At 60.8% G+C, this 14,234-nt stretch carries 12 protein-coding genes; all 12 read right to left on the bottom strand.

Annotated elements, in window-relative coordinates; translation table 11 throughout:
* Window positions 1-2: 2 nt before the first annotated feature.
* The 12 genes from BTO32_RS03000 to BTO32_RS02945 are packed head-to-tail and all read right to left on the bottom strand — an operon-like array spanning window position 3 to window position 14,204.
* Window positions 3-1,157, bottom strand: a complete 1,155-nt coding sequence (locus tag BTO32_RS03000; RefSeq protein ID WP_076722930.1) for a glycosyltransferase family 4 protein — start codon at window positions 1,155-1,157, stop codon at window positions 3-5.
* Window positions 1,154-2,512: an O-antigen ligase family protein gene (locus BTO32_RS02995; RefSeq protein ID WP_076722929.1), complete on the bottom strand. Its 1,359-nt coding sequence runs from the start codon at window positions 2,510-2,512 to the stop codon at window positions 1,154-1,156. Before BTO32_RS02995 ends, BTO32_RS03000 begins: the two co-directional genes overlap by 4 nt.
* Before the next feature lie 11 nt (window positions 2,513-2,523).
* Window positions 2,524-3,399, bottom strand: a complete 876-nt coding sequence (locus BTO32_RS02990; protein ID WP_076722928.1) for a sulfotransferase family protein — start codon at window positions 3,397-3,399, stop codon at window positions 2,524-2,526.
* Window positions 3,400-3,436: 37 nt separating this feature from the next.
* Window positions 3,437-4,702, bottom strand: a complete 1,266-nt coding sequence (locus tag BTO32_RS02985; RefSeq protein WP_084206753.1) for a glycosyltransferase family 2 protein — start codon at window positions 4,700-4,702, stop codon at window positions 3,437-3,439.
* Window positions 4,699-5,784 (bottom strand): FemAB family XrtA/PEP-CTERM system-associated protein, encoded by a 1,086-nt coding sequence (locus BTO32_RS02980; RefSeq protein WP_084206752.1) that lies wholly within the window; start codon window positions 5,782-5,784, stop codon window positions 4,699-4,701. The genes BTO32_RS02985 and BTO32_RS02980 overlap by 4 nt, the downstream gene beginning before the upstream one ends.
* Window positions 5,774-6,922, bottom strand: coding sequence for a GNAT family N-acetyltransferase (locus BTO32_RS02975; protein WP_245820245.1), 1,149 nt, complete (start codon window positions 6,920-6,922; stop codon window positions 5,774-5,776). The genes BTO32_RS02980 and BTO32_RS02975 overlap by 11 nt, the downstream gene beginning before the upstream one ends.
* Window positions 6,919-8,745, bottom strand: a complete 1,827-nt coding sequence (locus tag BTO32_RS02970; protein WP_076722925.1) for a carbamoyltransferase family protein — start codon at window positions 8,743-8,745, stop codon at window positions 6,919-6,921. The genes BTO32_RS02975 and BTO32_RS02970 overlap by 4 nt, the downstream gene beginning before the upstream one ends.
* Window positions 8,742-9,737 (bottom strand): polysaccharide deacetylase family protein, encoded by a 996-nt coding sequence (locus BTO32_RS02965; RefSeq protein ID WP_076722924.1) that lies wholly within the window; start codon window positions 9,735-9,737, stop codon window positions 8,742-8,744. Before BTO32_RS02965 ends, BTO32_RS02970 begins: the two co-directional genes overlap by 4 nt.
* Before the next feature lie 28 nt (window positions 9,738-9,765).
* A complete protein-coding gene (locus BTO32_RS02960; RefSeq protein ID WP_076722923.1) occupies window positions 9,766-11,115 on the bottom strand; it encodes a hypothetical protein in 1,350 nt (449 codons plus the stop codon).
* A gap of 4 nt (window positions 11,116-11,119) precedes the next feature.
* Window positions 11,120-11,995, bottom strand: coding sequence for a P-loop NTPase family protein (locus BTO32_RS02955; protein ID WP_076722922.1), 876 nt, complete (start codon window positions 11,993-11,995; stop codon window positions 11,120-11,122).
* Window positions 11,996-11,997: 2 nt separating this feature from the next.
* On the bottom strand, window positions 11,998-13,566 hold the full coding sequence (locus tag BTO32_RS02950; RefSeq protein ID WP_076722921.1) for an XrtA system polysaccharide chain length determinant: 1,569 nt from the start codon (window positions 13,564-13,566) through the stop codon (window positions 11,998-12,000).
* Window positions 13,566-14,204, bottom strand: a complete 639-nt coding sequence (locus BTO32_RS02945; RefSeq protein ID WP_076722920.1) for an XrtA/PEP-CTERM system exopolysaccharide export protein — start codon at window positions 14,202-14,204, stop codon at window positions 13,566-13,568. The genes BTO32_RS02950 and BTO32_RS02945 overlap by 1 nt, the downstream gene beginning before the upstream one ends.
* Window positions 14,205-14,234 lie beyond the last annotated feature (30 nt).

Below are 14,234 nucleotides of genomic sequence, written 5' to 3'. Positions count from 1 at the left end.
TGTTACTTTGTCTCCCCAAGGTCGCGCGGATCGACTCTTGCAGGCTGTACCAGCTCACGAAACAACTCCGTGTACGAGCGAGCCATGGCGCCCGCGGAAAACTGATCGACGATTTTTCTCTGCCCGGCCTCGGACAACCGTGCCGCCAATTCAGAGTCGGACAATAACCGTTGGCAACACCGAGCCAACCCCTCCTTGTCACCCAGTGGTGCCAGCAGGCCTGTCTGCTCGTGCTTGATCAGCTGGTCCACCCCAGGAATATCGTAGGCGACAACAGGGACCCCCATGGCCATGGCTTCCATGAGGCAACGAGGAATACCCTCCAGTGACGACGTCATGACAAACAGGTCAAAGTGCGCCAGCTGCTCCAGTCGGTCATGGCAAAAGCCCCGAAATGCAATGGCATCCCGGCATGCAAGTGTCTGGGCATGGAGTTCAAGCTCGCCTCGCTGCTGGCCGTCGCCTAGAAGTTCCAGTCGCAACCCGGGGTGGTTCTGGTGCAGCATGTCAAAGACATCGAGCAAATCCTTCACGCCTTTACGAGGAATCAGCTGGCCGATGAAGCCCACCGTCTGTACGGCAGGTTCCGCCCCAGGTACTTTCGTTTTGCGAGACACCGGGAGAATCTCCTTGAGATCCACACCGTTAGGAATCAGCCGGACCTTTTCGGCCGGTATACCGAACCGGTCCATATCGCGGACCAGCTCCTGGGACAGCGGAACAACGGCATCAAAATACCGCAGCATGAAGGTTCCCAGTTTTATGAATGCAGACAATTTCAAACCCACCTTGCCCGAGAAACCATGAGGCGTGCTGACACAGGGAATCTTTGCCTGACGAGCCGCAATCAAGCCCAGAATGTCGGACTTATAACCATGGGTATGAAGCACATCGATCCGACGCTCACGAATAATCGTCGACAACCTGGCAATGACCCGAGGATCAAACCGGCCGGACATGGGAATGCGATGGACTCTGCCCGCCCATGAGGGAAAGTGATCAACGACCGAAAGGTCCTGGTCTCCCCCTTCATCGGTGACCACAAGATCGCATTCAATGTCACCGGAATTCAGATTATTGGCCAAAGCGATGACCCAACGCTCGGCTCCGTAGAACCCGGAGGGCGTAATGAACTGAAGTACTCGGATGGGATTCACAAGGTTCCTGCCGTCGATTCTGATACAGGCGTCCGGCCGCGACGAGGTGCCGGAGTATCTGCGGAAACCCGAACGTGCTGGAGGTAGTGGACATTGGTTCCCACAGCCAACAGCAGTATCATCCAATAAAGGATTTCCGCTCGGAATTGGTTGATAAAAGTCGCTGCCGCCAGGTAGCTCAGCAGCGCACATTCCAGCGCCAACAATTGGAAGTACGTTCGGTTGTCTCCCCCTTCAGCCCGAAGCCAGTGACGTGCTTTACGCGAAGTCCGGTACAGGGACACCAGCATGGTCAGGAACACCAGAAAACCAAGCGGCCCGACTTCAGACAGGCCCTGGAACCACAGCGAGTGAACACTCCGGAATTCCACGCCTCCTCGGGTCTCGTCATCCATGTACAAAGGGGCCAGACGGTTATACCCATATATCCCCATCCCCATGGGATGGTCTTCCAACATATCGAAAGTCTTTAGCCAAAAGGTAACCCTCCCGGCACCGCTCTCCTTGGATTCAAGATTCTGTAGCGTATTCATCCGCTCCCAGAACTGTGCGTCCGTGACATAGAGTGCGCCAGACAACCCGACGATGGCGATAAGCAATGCCATGGGGCGCTGTCCCCGGCGCTGGTAGCGGGAAAAAAACATAGACAGCAAGAATGGTGCGACGCCGGCGACACTTCCGAGAAAGGCACCCCGGCTGTTGATCAGCACCAACCCATTGGCGATAAGAGCTCCACATATCACAGCCAGCAAGCGAACTTTCCAGTTCCCCATCCATGCGTAGTACAACAGCAGCACTCCTGCTGGAACCAAGGCTGCGGCCACGCCATTGGCGTCGGGTGAGTCAACCAGGCCAATACCTTCGACCCGGTCACCCGAATTGCGGCCAGTAATGGTGGCCAGATAGCCAATGTAGGTTGCCCCTATAAGATAGGCCCATATGGAAGCGGCCAAGGCGCGCTTGGAGTTCAGCAGTTTGTAAGCAACAAAGACAATAATGACGAGCTTGGTAAAGTCGATGGTGAAACGCTTGTGGATCACAGGGTCAAGCGCAAAGAGAACATACGCCAGGTAATAAAACAGCAGCAGTACAACAAGCCACTTCAGCGCAGGCTGTGCCGTCCAAGGGCTTTTCTCAGTGTACCGGCGATACCCCATCGCCAGGGTTCCGATCATGAGTATTGAGGCAACAAAGGAATAGCTGATCCCTGGAATCTGAGCGGACCACCAACGTGCATCCGGGTTGAGAAAGTACACCAGCTGATACAGCAGGAAAGATGCAGAACCACTGTAGGCGAATGTCGCAACGACACCCCCAAAAAACAGTAGCATGAACAGCAGCGCAAACTTGGACATTTCTAACCTGCTCAGACGCTGGCCGAACGGGCCGACTGATACCGCCGGCGAATGAGCCGCAACCATCGGCGCACGCGCCACTGGTACTGGATCTGAATCTCCCCCAATACTCGCTGATGGAGCCGGTACCAGAACACCAACCAGGGTGGGGGACAATAGGGATCCGACTCATCATCGTAGCCGGTTTCCCCGAGCAGGGGTCTGACCACCGAGTCAATCACCCGAATCTGGTGGGGCGTCAGTTTTCGACGCCACTTGGTGGTAAGCGCTGCATCGGGTGCTTTGAACGTGTTTTTGTTCTCCCGGTTTTTTGATACAAATGACTTGGACTGGTAATAGCCCATCATCTCCGCTTCAAACGGGAGTTCGAGAAAACGACAGATTCTCCGCAAGTGGGTTTCTTGATCCAGCACAAGGTCCTCATATCGGACCCGCAGGACGTACCCCGGTAAGGCAGCCTCGAACGACAATTGCCGGGATACTTCCTGCTTCCACCGCAATGCTCCGGTGTAGGCATTGGTTCCCAATCCCCACTTGTTCTCCATGTAGGAGTTGACCACTGCACGGGGATCTCGCGTAATTACGATGAAACGGGCTTCGGGGAGAAATTGCTCCAGAGCATCAAGATAGCGGGTCAGTTCCGGATCTTTCAGGCCCCAGACCGATTTCCCCTCTGCTGCGAGCAACTCATTAATTCCCTGGCCGAACCGCTCCCTGACAAAGCGGTCGATGTTGGCCTGAATGCGATCTCTTCCAGCCCCTGGCTCAAACACGAGACGTACTGGTAACTCGTTCTTGATAAAGACAGCTGAGTGTGCTGACAACATTCGCCCAAGAAGCGTTGTTCCAGATCGCTGTGTACCTATCAGAAATATGGGAGAGTGCATGTCAGATGTCCCCAAAGCCCTCTGGGGGCTTGTGATATTACTGAGCATAGCCAACCCCTACGCTCACCAACAAAAGAACGACGGAGCACGCCATCACCATCGTGATCGGATCTACCCATCGAACCGGCGCTGTTGCTCCGTTCGAAGCCGTTCTGGCACTAGCCCAAGTAACCTGAGTCTTGCCAGTCAGGGCACGCCAAACCCCCTTGACGGAGTACAGGTTGACCATCACAAAGTAATACGGAAGTGAAAGCCAGACGGGTAATACGTTTCGCTCACCGGTCAGCCGGGCAACCAGTGCCGCGGATATGACGGCCGCCCCCAGTAACGTAATCCCGGTAAAGAGCGGCAGGCCCACCGCCGACAACCAAGCACTGCCTGCCAGCCCCAGTGCCAGAAAACAGGGAATCAGCCAGCGCAGCAATTTGTGTGAAATAACCTGCCAAGCAAACCAGCCGCTCCGGAAGGGATTCATCACCGCCCTCACCCGAAACAGGCCCCGGATGCTGCGATTAACGATCCGCTCCTTACGAGCCACCTCCCGGCCAAAGTCTCCCGCAGTTTCCTCATAGCAACGGGCCTGGGGCTGGAACAGGCCCCGGTAACCCCGGGCCACGATCTGCAGCGGATTGACGAAATCGTTGATGTCCCGCTGGTCCAGCGGCTGCCACAGATGTGTGCGGATGGCGTAGATGGCGCCGTCTCCACCCACCACCGATGACACCCGGGATTCCAGCGTTTTGATGGCCAGTTCGTAACGCCAGTACAAACCTTCGCTGCGGGCACTGGCCCCCGCGTCGCCGTCCGTGTACAGGGCCGCGCCCACGACATAGCCGACATTCGGGTCGGCAAACCCACGCACGAGCTCACGAATGGCCCCGGGATCGTACATGGCATTGGCATCGCTGAAGACGGTGATGTCAGTGTCCACCTGTGTCATGGCTAGATTGAGCCCCATGGTTTTGCCCAGTCGCCCTTCCTGACGCACCAGGCACACACCGTCATCGGCGTAGGCCCGGACGATCTCGTCGGTGCCATCGTCCGAGCCGTCCGACACCACCAGGATTCGGAGGCGTTCCTTGGGATAGTCCAGCGCCAGACTGTTTTCCAGCTTCGCCCGAATCACCGCCGCTTCGTTGTAGCAAGAAATCACCAGGGTCACGGACGGCAGCGGTGGGCACCCGGCCTCCGGCATCGGCGATCGCCGGCAGCGGGCCACGGCCCAGAGCAGCACCGGATACCCAACGTAGACGTACAGCGGCACGGCAAGGCAAATCACGGTCAGTACGAGCAGCCAGGTCATAGTGTGATGTACCGTCTCAGTTTGGGCCCCAGCCAGTTCACCAGGCCAGGTGGCAGACGACTCCAGAGCAACTCCACCAGAGGCCGCAGGCCAGACATCCAACCGCCTCCGGTCGCCGGTGACCGGGTTCCGGCCGAAGCGTCGTCCGCCACGCCCCCGTCCCGCCAGATCAATTCGTGGGCCACGGCGCCCCACTGCTTCTTGAACCGGTAAGTGCCTTCACCAAGGGTGGATCGGCCGAAATCGAACTCTCGACACCCCGAATCGCAAACCCGGCTGAGCAGCGTCCAGTACAGCAGCATGTTCGGCGCCAGATGGTTGTGCTCCGCCAGGGTGGAAGCCCAGGGAATGCTGGCCCGATCCCCCTGGATCAGGACAATGCCCGCGCCCACCGGGGTATCACCCAGGTGGACCAAGCCCACCAGCAAACGTTCACCGTAGCTGCGCTGGAGTTCCCGGAACCAGCTGCGGCTGTGCACCGGCGATCCCAGCCGCCGCATGTTGGCGGAAAAGACACGGTAGAAAGGGTCCAGTGCCTCGGGATCGGTACGCACCTGGGAGGTCAGGCCGTTCTTCTCTGCCTTGCGTACCTGGCTGCGCAACTTCGGCTTAAAGGACTGAAACAGGTCGGCGCTGGTCCGGGGCAATGGCATCAGCATCCGGACCTTATCGCGCGCATCACCGGCGGCGATCGCCTCCGGCGCCACGGCGCGGCCCCCGCTGCGCACCTGCAATCGGGCAATACCGTTGGTACGAGCCAGATCACGGGCAGCCTGAACCAGCCGTTCCTCCAGCGCCGGCTCATCCGCCAGCGGGCCGGCCAGATCACAGAACGGCAGCGACACCAGGATCGGCTGGCCAATCGGCCGGCGCACCTCAACCAGGGGTAGGACGCCACAGAGAGCGCCACCACGGTGCCCACTGACAATCCAGGCGGTGTGGCCGTACGCCTTCTCGATCGCCTGGAGCCAAGCACTGGCGTGGTACGGCGTGGCCCTGGGGCTGTCGCCGACGTAGCGGTCATAGTCCTCGACCGGAAACACCGAGTGGCGAGACACCCGGACATCCATATCAGTGCTCATACCCACTCCCCTCTTCCCGGAGCCATTTTTGGCGAGCCTTCCGGGCCATGTGTTCCAGCCGGAGCTTGAGCCTGCCCCGTTGCAGCGACAACTGAACCAGGTTGCAGTGCCGCTGCCCCAGGTTCTGCTTGTAGCGTTCGTTGCCGCCCATGAAGTCGTAGTAGTGAAAGCCGTGATGCCGGTAGTCCTCGATGCACAGGCTGTGGCCCAGCAAACCCGGCTTCAGGCGGTTGTCGTTTTCCACCTCGATCCCACCCAGGTAGAAGTAGACCACTTGGTTATACAGAAGGTTGTAGAACGCGGCGACCTCTCGCTCGCCCACCGTCAGGGACACCAGATCAACACCGCCTTCGGGCCACTGGGCCCGGACCATTTCCCGGTGAAAACGAATGAAGTCAGGATTGGCGAACCCGCTCTGATCAGGCCCTTCGCCCCAACGCTGAAGGTGCCGCGGGCCGATTCGGTCGAACATGGCCAGGGCCTCTGCCAGGGTATCGGGCCGGACCAGCCGGATGTCTCCCTGGGCTTCGTACAGACGCGCCGACCGCCTGATCTGGTATCGGGTATTGCGTGAGAGGGTATCCAGATAAGGCTGGCCATGGCGTCTCAGGTCGTTGAGATCCACGCCATAGCAGGGCGCGCTCCAGCGCACATGGTGGAACAGTCCCGTATGCCGGGCGTAGGCCTCCGCTTCGTCGGCGTCAATGGCACCCACGACGAATTCGTCCCAGTTCCTCATTTCCCGGCACAGATAGTCCAGGCATGCCGCTGCCACCGACTGCTCCCGGCCACGCTCGGCCAGGAAACCGTTGTACTCGATCCAGATCTGATCCAGCAACGGATGACCGGTCTGGTGCAGACGCAGGCACTTCGAGCGCAGCACGCCGTGGCGCCGCTCTTCTGCCTCCACCACCAGTCCCAGCCCCAGCGTGCGGCCATCCTGACGAACCCGCAGCAAATGAACGGTCGGCCGGTACAGGTGCAGCCAGTGCCCCACCCACTGCCAGGACAGGAACACCGAGGCCTGGGCTCGGGCTTCCAGATCGAGCCATTCCCGGCGCAACGAGGACAGCTCCGGCACGGCTTCACACGTCACCGTCAATGTGCCCGGCACCATGGCATCCGCTCCGCTGTTCAAGACGCCGGCCTCGGGTGCTCGACCAGGAACGGGCCGAGAACCAGATAATCCAGCGCGCCCTGAAGAAACGCGCGCACCGCATCCCGGGGCGTATTGACGATCGGCTCCTCATGCATGTTGAAGCTGGTGTTGATCAAGCTCGGGATACCGCTGATCGCCTCGTACTCTTTGAGGATGTCGTAGTACCCTGGATTGACTTCCCGCCGGATCAGCTGTGGCCGGGCTGTGCCATCAACATGCACCGCGGCCGGGCACTGTTCCCGCATGGCATCGGTGCAGTCAAAGGTGATGGTCATAAACTCGGCGGCGTGCTCGGCCCCCCGGATGTTGTGGTAGCAACGTTCCCGGGCTTCATACAGGGTGACCGGAGCAAAAGGCATAAACTCGGTGCGGCCGAGTCGCTTGTTTAGCCACTGGTTCACTTCCGGTTCCCGGGCGTGATACAGGATCGATCGATTGCCAAGGGCCCGGGGACCATACTCCATGCGCCCGTCAAAGCGGGCCACGACCTTGCCCTGGTGAATCAGCCGGGCCACCTCCCGGGCCAAGTGTTCCGGCTTCCGGCGGGCCAGGCCCTCGGCATCCAGGGCCTCAGCCATCGCCTGTTCGGTGTAGTCCGGGCCGAAATAGGCATCGCTGATGGTGGGTCGAATGCCTCCGGGCCAACTGTGGTAAAGGGCCGCGCCGGTGCCACACCCACCGTCCCCCATATTCGGGTAGATGAAGATCCTGCGGACCCCCTCGATCTCGAAAATGCGCTGATTGAGCTTTACGTTGGCGGTCACGCCGCCCGAGAGCACCACGGTGTCGATGCCGGTCTGCTCGACCCAGTGACGGATGTATCCGGTGGCCAGGTGTTCAAGCACGAACTGATAGGCCGCAGCCACGTCGATCTTGGGAAACTTGGAGGCCAGATAGCGGGAAAAATAGACATTGTTGGCTTCGTAGATGCGGAAGTCTCCAGGCAGCTCCAGCACTCGGGACAGCAGGATATCCGCAAGCAGTGCCGGATCGCCGTAGGCGGCGAGACCAACGATCTTGCCTTCGTGTCGGCTTGGCTTGAAGCCGAGACTGGAAGTGACATGCTCATACAGCGTGCCCAGAGAATTCGGATAGGCCAGGCCATGCAGGCGCCGGATCCGGCCATTCCGCGCCTCGCCAACGGACCCCGCCAGTCCCGAACCGTAGCCGTCGAGGGTGACACACAGGGCCTGGTCAAAGCCACTGCACAGGTAGGCATTGGCGGCATGGGAATGATGATGCTCCATGCGCTTGACCGGTGCCTGCCAGCCCAACGCACGCAGCCCGGTCACCAGCGTTTCCTGCCAGTGCCGGAGGGATTCGGTGGCAGCGTCGCTCCACTGCCTGGAGCCCTTCAGCGCGGCGTTGTTGGAGGCCAGCCGCTGAGCGCCGGCCATGCTGTAGTAGGAGCTGTGCAGGAACCCTTTGTCCATGACTTCATTGGGGTGGCCCAGGCCATGAATCGGGCGGGACCGGTCCGGGACACGCGTCAGGGCCTCCCGAACCTGAGTCGTCAGGTCCGGCGCCCGGAATGAACGGATAAAGCGCCGTTCGTCCTCCAGATTTCGGGTGAACAGGGCCTGTTCGTTGCGCCAGTCCAGAAACGGATAAACCACCTGGTCGAAATCGGACAGGGACAGGCCGGTATAGGCCAGGCCGGCCTCCAGCGCCTGCTGGGGAAAGCCCGACTGCTGCTTGGTCCGGGAGAAGCGCTCCTCCCCGGCGGCAAACAGGATGTTGCCGTCCTCGACAATGGCGACCGTCGAATCCTTGTCCAGCGGGGAAATTCCCAGCACTCTCATGTCTGGGCCTCCATCAGTGCGCGCATCCGGGTCGGAGTGGACGCCACGCCACCCAGCTCGTTGAAAAAGAAATCGAAGTACCGGCGAAACCGCTCCAAAAACACCCGCAGCTCCGGCTCGTCCCGGACGTACGCGGTATGACCGGGCACCACCGACGGGCTGTGAAAACTCCAGGTGAACGTCCGCACCCCCCGACGGTACAGCGCCCGGGTGAGCTTGATGTGCTCTTCGGAGGAAAAGCCCTCCGGCGACAGCATCAGGCGATCAACCACGCCCAACCGGGACAGGATCCCCGGTGCCCGCAGCGCCCGAAACTTCAGGGCCAGTTCATACACTCCCAGGGACCAAGCGCCGGCCCATCCAACAAAAGCCCCGGTACAGGGCAGTTCCAGCAGGCGGTGATGGGCACGACCGAACCAGAACGGACGCGCATCGAACCGACGGTAGTCCGGACCGCCGTCACCCCGGGAGTCCAGGGGCGGGCAAACCGAAAGGTCGATACGAAAACCCAGGTCCGCCAGTATGTCCGCGGTATTCGGCCCGAACCCATACCGGCCCGCCTTGTAGATCACCGGGGAAACGCCCAGTCTCTGGCGTATGGTCTGAATCAGGGTAACCAGCTTCTCCCGTTCCAGCGCCGCCGGCAGATTGCCGGGGTACATGTTGGCCCGGCTCATGGTTTCACCGAGGGGCGGGTTGACCCAGGGGTGCAGGTGCGCGCCGATCTCACACTCCCCCCGCTCCACCAGCCGTCGCAAGACCGTGTGCCCCAGCGGCTGGTTGGCAATCGGGTAATCAATCACGTAACACGGGCAGATGCCGTATTCCCGGAAAATGTTCTGTACCCGGTCGATCCGGGCCATGGCCGTCACCCGGCTGGCGTCCGGATCCGGCTCCGCCTGCCAGTCGAATTCCTCCTCCGTATCCACCACCACAATCAGGTGTGGCGGTGCCTCCAGGGGCAAGTCGATGGGCTCGCGCTGGTCAAACATCCTGTTCACGGTCCTTGTACAATCCGTCTCACCGAACGCCCTGAAGGGAAAACCCCCGGGTCAGGACGAAGCGCAAGGCGTATTCGTCCTCATCTGGCCGGTCCAGCCGGCTGTTCAGGTACGACTGAAACAGTTCCACCCCAAAGGTGGTGTTCTCCGCCAGCAGCCGGCTCCAGCCCATGGTGAAGCGGTGAACCTGCTCCTGAATCACGTCGCCGTTCTCACCCGCATCCGCCTGCCAGTCGTAATCAAAGTACACCCGCTCAATGCCAGTGAGCTGTATCCCCAGCCCGATCCGTCCCCGGTACTCGTGCGTGGTCGCCCCGATCAGTTCCGACTCCAGCACCGAGGCTTCCAGGCCGACCCCAAACGTGCAGGCGTCACACAGATTCCGGGTATCGTGGGACACCAGCACGGAATCCGACACCACCAGATCATGGGTTCTGACGGTATCCTCCAGGAATCCGAACACCGGCTGCTCGTTCAGCGACAGCTCCGCGGCACTGTCCGAGAGCCTGCGCTCGTAGCGAAAGCGGGTGGTGGCCTCGTCGGTCTGCCAGCCCCGCTCCAGAAATCCGGTCACCGCGTCGCTGTCAATGTCGCCGCCATCACGGAATTCAGTGGTTCCCTGGCTTTGCCCCACGCCACCCCGCAAGAACCCGGATTCCGTCCGGCGCTGATACACCACTTGCACGGTATCGATGGTCAGGTCGTAATCCGTGGTCTCCGACCAGGAGCGGCTGGCATTCAGGGAGCCTTCCGAGCGTTCGTCCAGGCGCCGGACGAACTGACCGCTCAGGGTCTCCGAGCGGTCATCGTTGAGCGTTCCGCCACCGAAGCTTTGGCCCGCCTGGGCAGACAGCCTCAGGTACGACAGCTCGCCCGGATAGACCCGGACACCGGCACCCGCAGTCAGCTCATTGCGGGTATCGTAATTGGCGGGGTCCACGACAAAACCGGTGTTGTTCCGTACCGACTGAACGGTATGGCCGAGGTTGAAGTCCACCGGTTGCGTCGGGTCGAAATAGGTAAACCGGGCCGCTCCACGAATGGCGGAATTCTCTGTCTGGTCGCCGCTCGGCAAGTCACGGCTGGTTTCCAGACTGCCGCCATACTGGAGCTGCAGGTTGTTGGCACCGCTATTCAGTTCGCCGGCGACATTGCCGCTGACGCCGAGACTCGGCTCGGTGGTGGAATCCGTTGAACTGCCCCGGTCCACCTCCGTGTGAGTGACCGAGGTGAACACGGAACCGGTCCCGGTGATGGAGCGTATCTGGTCCTCCAGCCCCTGGGCCGCCGCAGCCGCCGGTGCCATAACCCAGCCAGCACCAAGCAGCATCAGCGCCTTGCGAACCCCGAACAACCGTATGTTGACCATGGCGTTACTCCTGGAAGACCAGGCCGGTGAACTTGTCGGACCCCAGGGCCTCCACCGCTTCGGCCACATCGTCGCCACTGACCTCGCCAAAAGGAACGCTGAACACCACTTGGTCGCAGAACCGTTCCAGAATCCGGGCTTCGGTACTCGCCCGGAACGGTGGCGCGTTGACCACGATGCAGCGGTCCGGGTAACGCTCCCTCAGCTCCGTCATCAGCTCCCGCATACGCACCGAGGCGAACAGCTCCACTGCCGATGACACCTGGTAGCCGGCCGGGATCACGGTCAACCGGTCAACGCCGCTGGGATAGAGAATCTTTTTCACGCTCAGGGAGGGGTCGGCAACAAAGTCGGTGACGCCCGCGTCCAGATCGGACGACACCAGATCCTGCAGTTCCCGGTTGTAGGGGTCGCAGTCGACCAGCAGCGCGGAGGTGTGGGAATCCATGGCAAAAGCCACCGCCAGGTTGAACGATGTGAGCAGGGAGTTCCGTTCCAGCCCCAGGCTGCTCACCATGACCGTGAACCCGGGTGTCCGAGCCCGATTTCGCAACAGGATCCGGATTTCCCGGTAGGCATCCATCACCGCCTTGTCCGACATGCCCGGGTAGATGATTTTCCGCTTTCTCAGCTGCTCCCGGCTCCAGGGACGAGGGTTGGCAATCAGTCCCAGTGAGACGGACGCGTCGTATACGGTCGGAATGCGATCGTCGTCATGGGTGGTGAAATTGCGCCAGCTCGTGCGGTAGCGGTCACTCCGGCTCTTCTGATCCGGACCCGGGTCACGACGTTGATCGGTCAGGCGCTCCAGGTCGCCGTCTTTGCGCTTCTGCTCTTCCTGGCTTTTCAGCAGCGCGTTGTAGAGTTTGTTGTCATCCATGACTATTCCCCAGTTCCCATGAGGGAGGATGCTTTGTCCACCAACTGCTCTGGAGTGATCCCCATGACGCTGAACACCAACACGCTCAGGTAGCCCACCATGAACACCGCCAGGATGAACCCGAGCAACAGGATGTCCCTGCGAAACAGGCGTTCCCGCCAGGCGCTGCGGTAGTGGGGAATGGAGGTCAACACCGGAATCGACTCCGGCAACGCCAGGTGCAGTGCCCTGGGCGAGCGGATGCGCTGATCAAACATGACCAGGGCCACCAGCAACCCGAGTACCGTGGCGCTGCCCAGGAAGGGGCCTGCCAGTCCGATCTGGTAGAGCTGGAGTCCGTCCCAGTGGGCTGGGTAGGACGCCGGTTCCTGAATTTTGTAACTGACTCCCTCACCCTGAATATCCAGTGTCATGGAGAGGCGGGCCCGTTCGCGGCGCTGCAGCATGTCCTCGTACACGCCCCGGGTCACGTCGTAGTCCCGGGTCAGCTCCGACAGTTCAGCCTGATTCGCCGCCACCCGTTCGGCCCGAGCAAACGCTTCCTCCAGCAACCGTTCCAGGGAGGCCAGGCGGTTTTTCTGCACGGCGAGACGGGTGGTGCCGTCCGCCAGCTGCTGCTTCAGGTTCTGGTACACCGGGTTCTCCAGCACTTCGGTCACCGCGCCTTCCCGGTCCTGGTCGCCTTCGGTGGCGATCTTCCGCTTCAGGTCCTGGATCTGATCCTTCACGCTGACCACATCCGGATGCCTGTCGTGGTATTTCAGCAACAGGGCGTCCAGCTCTTGATACAGTGTCGCCAGGCGCCGCTCAGCGGAGGACTTGCCGGGATCGACCACCACCCGCCGGACCGGCTCTTCGTTGGCCAGCTGTTGCCGGGTCAGTCGGATTTCGGATTCGGTCTGCAGGATTTCAAGCTTCAGATTCTCGATGTCCGCGCGGAGGGTTTCGATACGGCCGCGTACGTTGCCTTCGGTACCGTCCTGGTTATTGGATTTGAACTCCTTAAGCCGCTGCTCCGCCTCCTCCAGCTGGCGCTGGTAGGACTTGACCTGGGAATCGATGAACTCGAACGCACCCTGGCTTTCCGAGCGTTTCTTCCGAACCGTCCGCTCGACAAACCGGCTAAGTACAGTACTCAACACCTGGAACGACTGGTCCGGGTCCCGGCTGGTGTAGCTGAGCTCCAGGAAATTCCGGTTCGAGACCTGCAGCTTCACCGTCTTGCGCAGGGCGGAAATGACGGTGTTGCGTTTCTGGTCGGAATCAAGTTCCGAGATCAGTCCGGTGTCCAGCGCCACCAGCTCCAGGAACGACCGGCTCTGGATCAGCTCCCGGGCCTCATTGATGCGGTCCAGCTGAGTGACTTCCGCCTGGCCCCGCAGCAGGGGTTGCAGAATGTTGGACTGATCGGCATAGAGTACCGCCTGGGAGGTATAGCTCTTGGGTGTGACGTAACCCACCGTCAGCACCGCCGCGGTCACCAGCATGAAGACGATGGCTGCGGCCACCCTGCGCCGGTATAGCTCCAGCTTCACCGCGCGCAGGGTATCGAGGATGAACTGGATGTCCATCACAGTTCACCGCGGAACAACTGCTTGCGGGGCACGCTGATGACGTCGCCGGGCTGCAGGTAATGATTGGTGGTCATGTCGCCGTCGGTGAGGATGGCATCGAGATCCAGCCGGTAGCTCTTATATTCCCCGTTCACCTGACGGTGAAGGACCGCCCGCCCCTCCGCCGCGAAATCTGTCACGCCGCCGGCCAGCAACACCAGATCAAGCACCGTCATGCCAGGCAGGAATGCCACCGACTGCGGCGACGCCACCTGGCCAGTGATACGCACACGGTCCCGGTATTCCTTACTGACGGGATTGGTGACCATGACCGTGACCTCCGGGGTACGGATGAACTCACCCAGTGCCGAACTGATCTCCGAGGCAAGGCTCTCCGGTCGCTTGCCCTCAGCCTTGACATCCCCCATCAACGGCATCGAGATGAAACCGTCCGGCCGGACCACAATGGACTGACTCAGCTCCGGATTGCGCCAGACATGAACGGAGATGGTATCGCCGACACCAATCAGGTAGGGCTCCGGTTCGATCTCGGAAACCGGCGGCATGTCCCGCGACGATGGCAACCCTGAACAGGCCGTCAGCAACGTCATGACCGCCAGTAAGGTAAAAATGCCCAAGTGCTTGAAGTGTCCCATGTCCTTCCTCCGGTCCCTGCTCGGTTATTG

It is taken from the genome of Marinobacter lutaoensis (genome assembly GCF_001981305.1).
Classification (GTDB): domain Bacteria; phylum Pseudomonadota; class Gammaproteobacteria; order Pseudomonadales; family Oleiphilaceae; genus Marinobacter; species Marinobacter lutaoensis.
This window is presented reverse-complemented; position numbering and strand designations above follow the sequence as displayed.

Bases quoted from the DNA above. Each gene is read 5' to 3' on its own strand.
- BTO32_RS02955 (WP_076722922.1), bottom strand. From the start codon at position 11,995: ATGGATGACAACAAACTCTACAACGCGCTGCTGAAAAGCCAGGAAGAG.
- BTO32_RS02980 (WP_084206752.1), bottom strand. From the start codon at position 5,784: ATGAGCACTGATATGGATGTCCGGGTGTCTCGCCACTCGGTGTTTCCG.
- BTO32_RS02960 (WP_076722923.1), bottom strand. From the start codon at position 11,115: ATGGTCAACATACGGTTGTTCGGGGTTCGCAAGGCGCTGATGCTGCTT.
- BTO32_RS02990 (WP_076722928.1), bottom strand. From the start codon at position 3,399: ATGCACTCTCCCATATTTCTGATAGGTACACAGCGATCTGGAACAACG.
- BTO32_RS02950 (WP_076722921.1), bottom strand. From the start codon at position 13,566: ATGGACATCCAGTTCATCCTCGATACCCTGCGCGCGGTGAAGCTGGAG.
- BTO32_RS02945 (WP_076722920.1), bottom strand. From the start codon at position 14,204: ATGGGACACTTCAAGCACTTGGGCATTTTTACCTTACTGGCGGTCATG.
- BTO32_RS02995 (WP_076722929.1), bottom strand. From the start codon at position 2,512: ATGTCCAAGTTTGCGCTGCTGTTCATGCTACTGTTTTTTGGGGGTGTC.
- BTO32_RS02970 (WP_076722925.1), bottom strand. From the start codon at position 8,745: ATGAGAGTGCTGGGAATTTCCCCGCTGGACAAGGATTCGACGGTCGCC.
- BTO32_RS02985 (WP_084206753.1), bottom strand. From the start codon at position 4,702: ATGACCTGGCTGCTCGTACTGACCGTGATTTGCCTTGCCGTGCCGCTG.
- BTO32_RS02965 (WP_076722924.1), bottom strand. From the start codon at position 9,737: ATGTTTGACCAGCGCGAGCCCATCGACTTGCCCCTGGAGGCACCGCCA.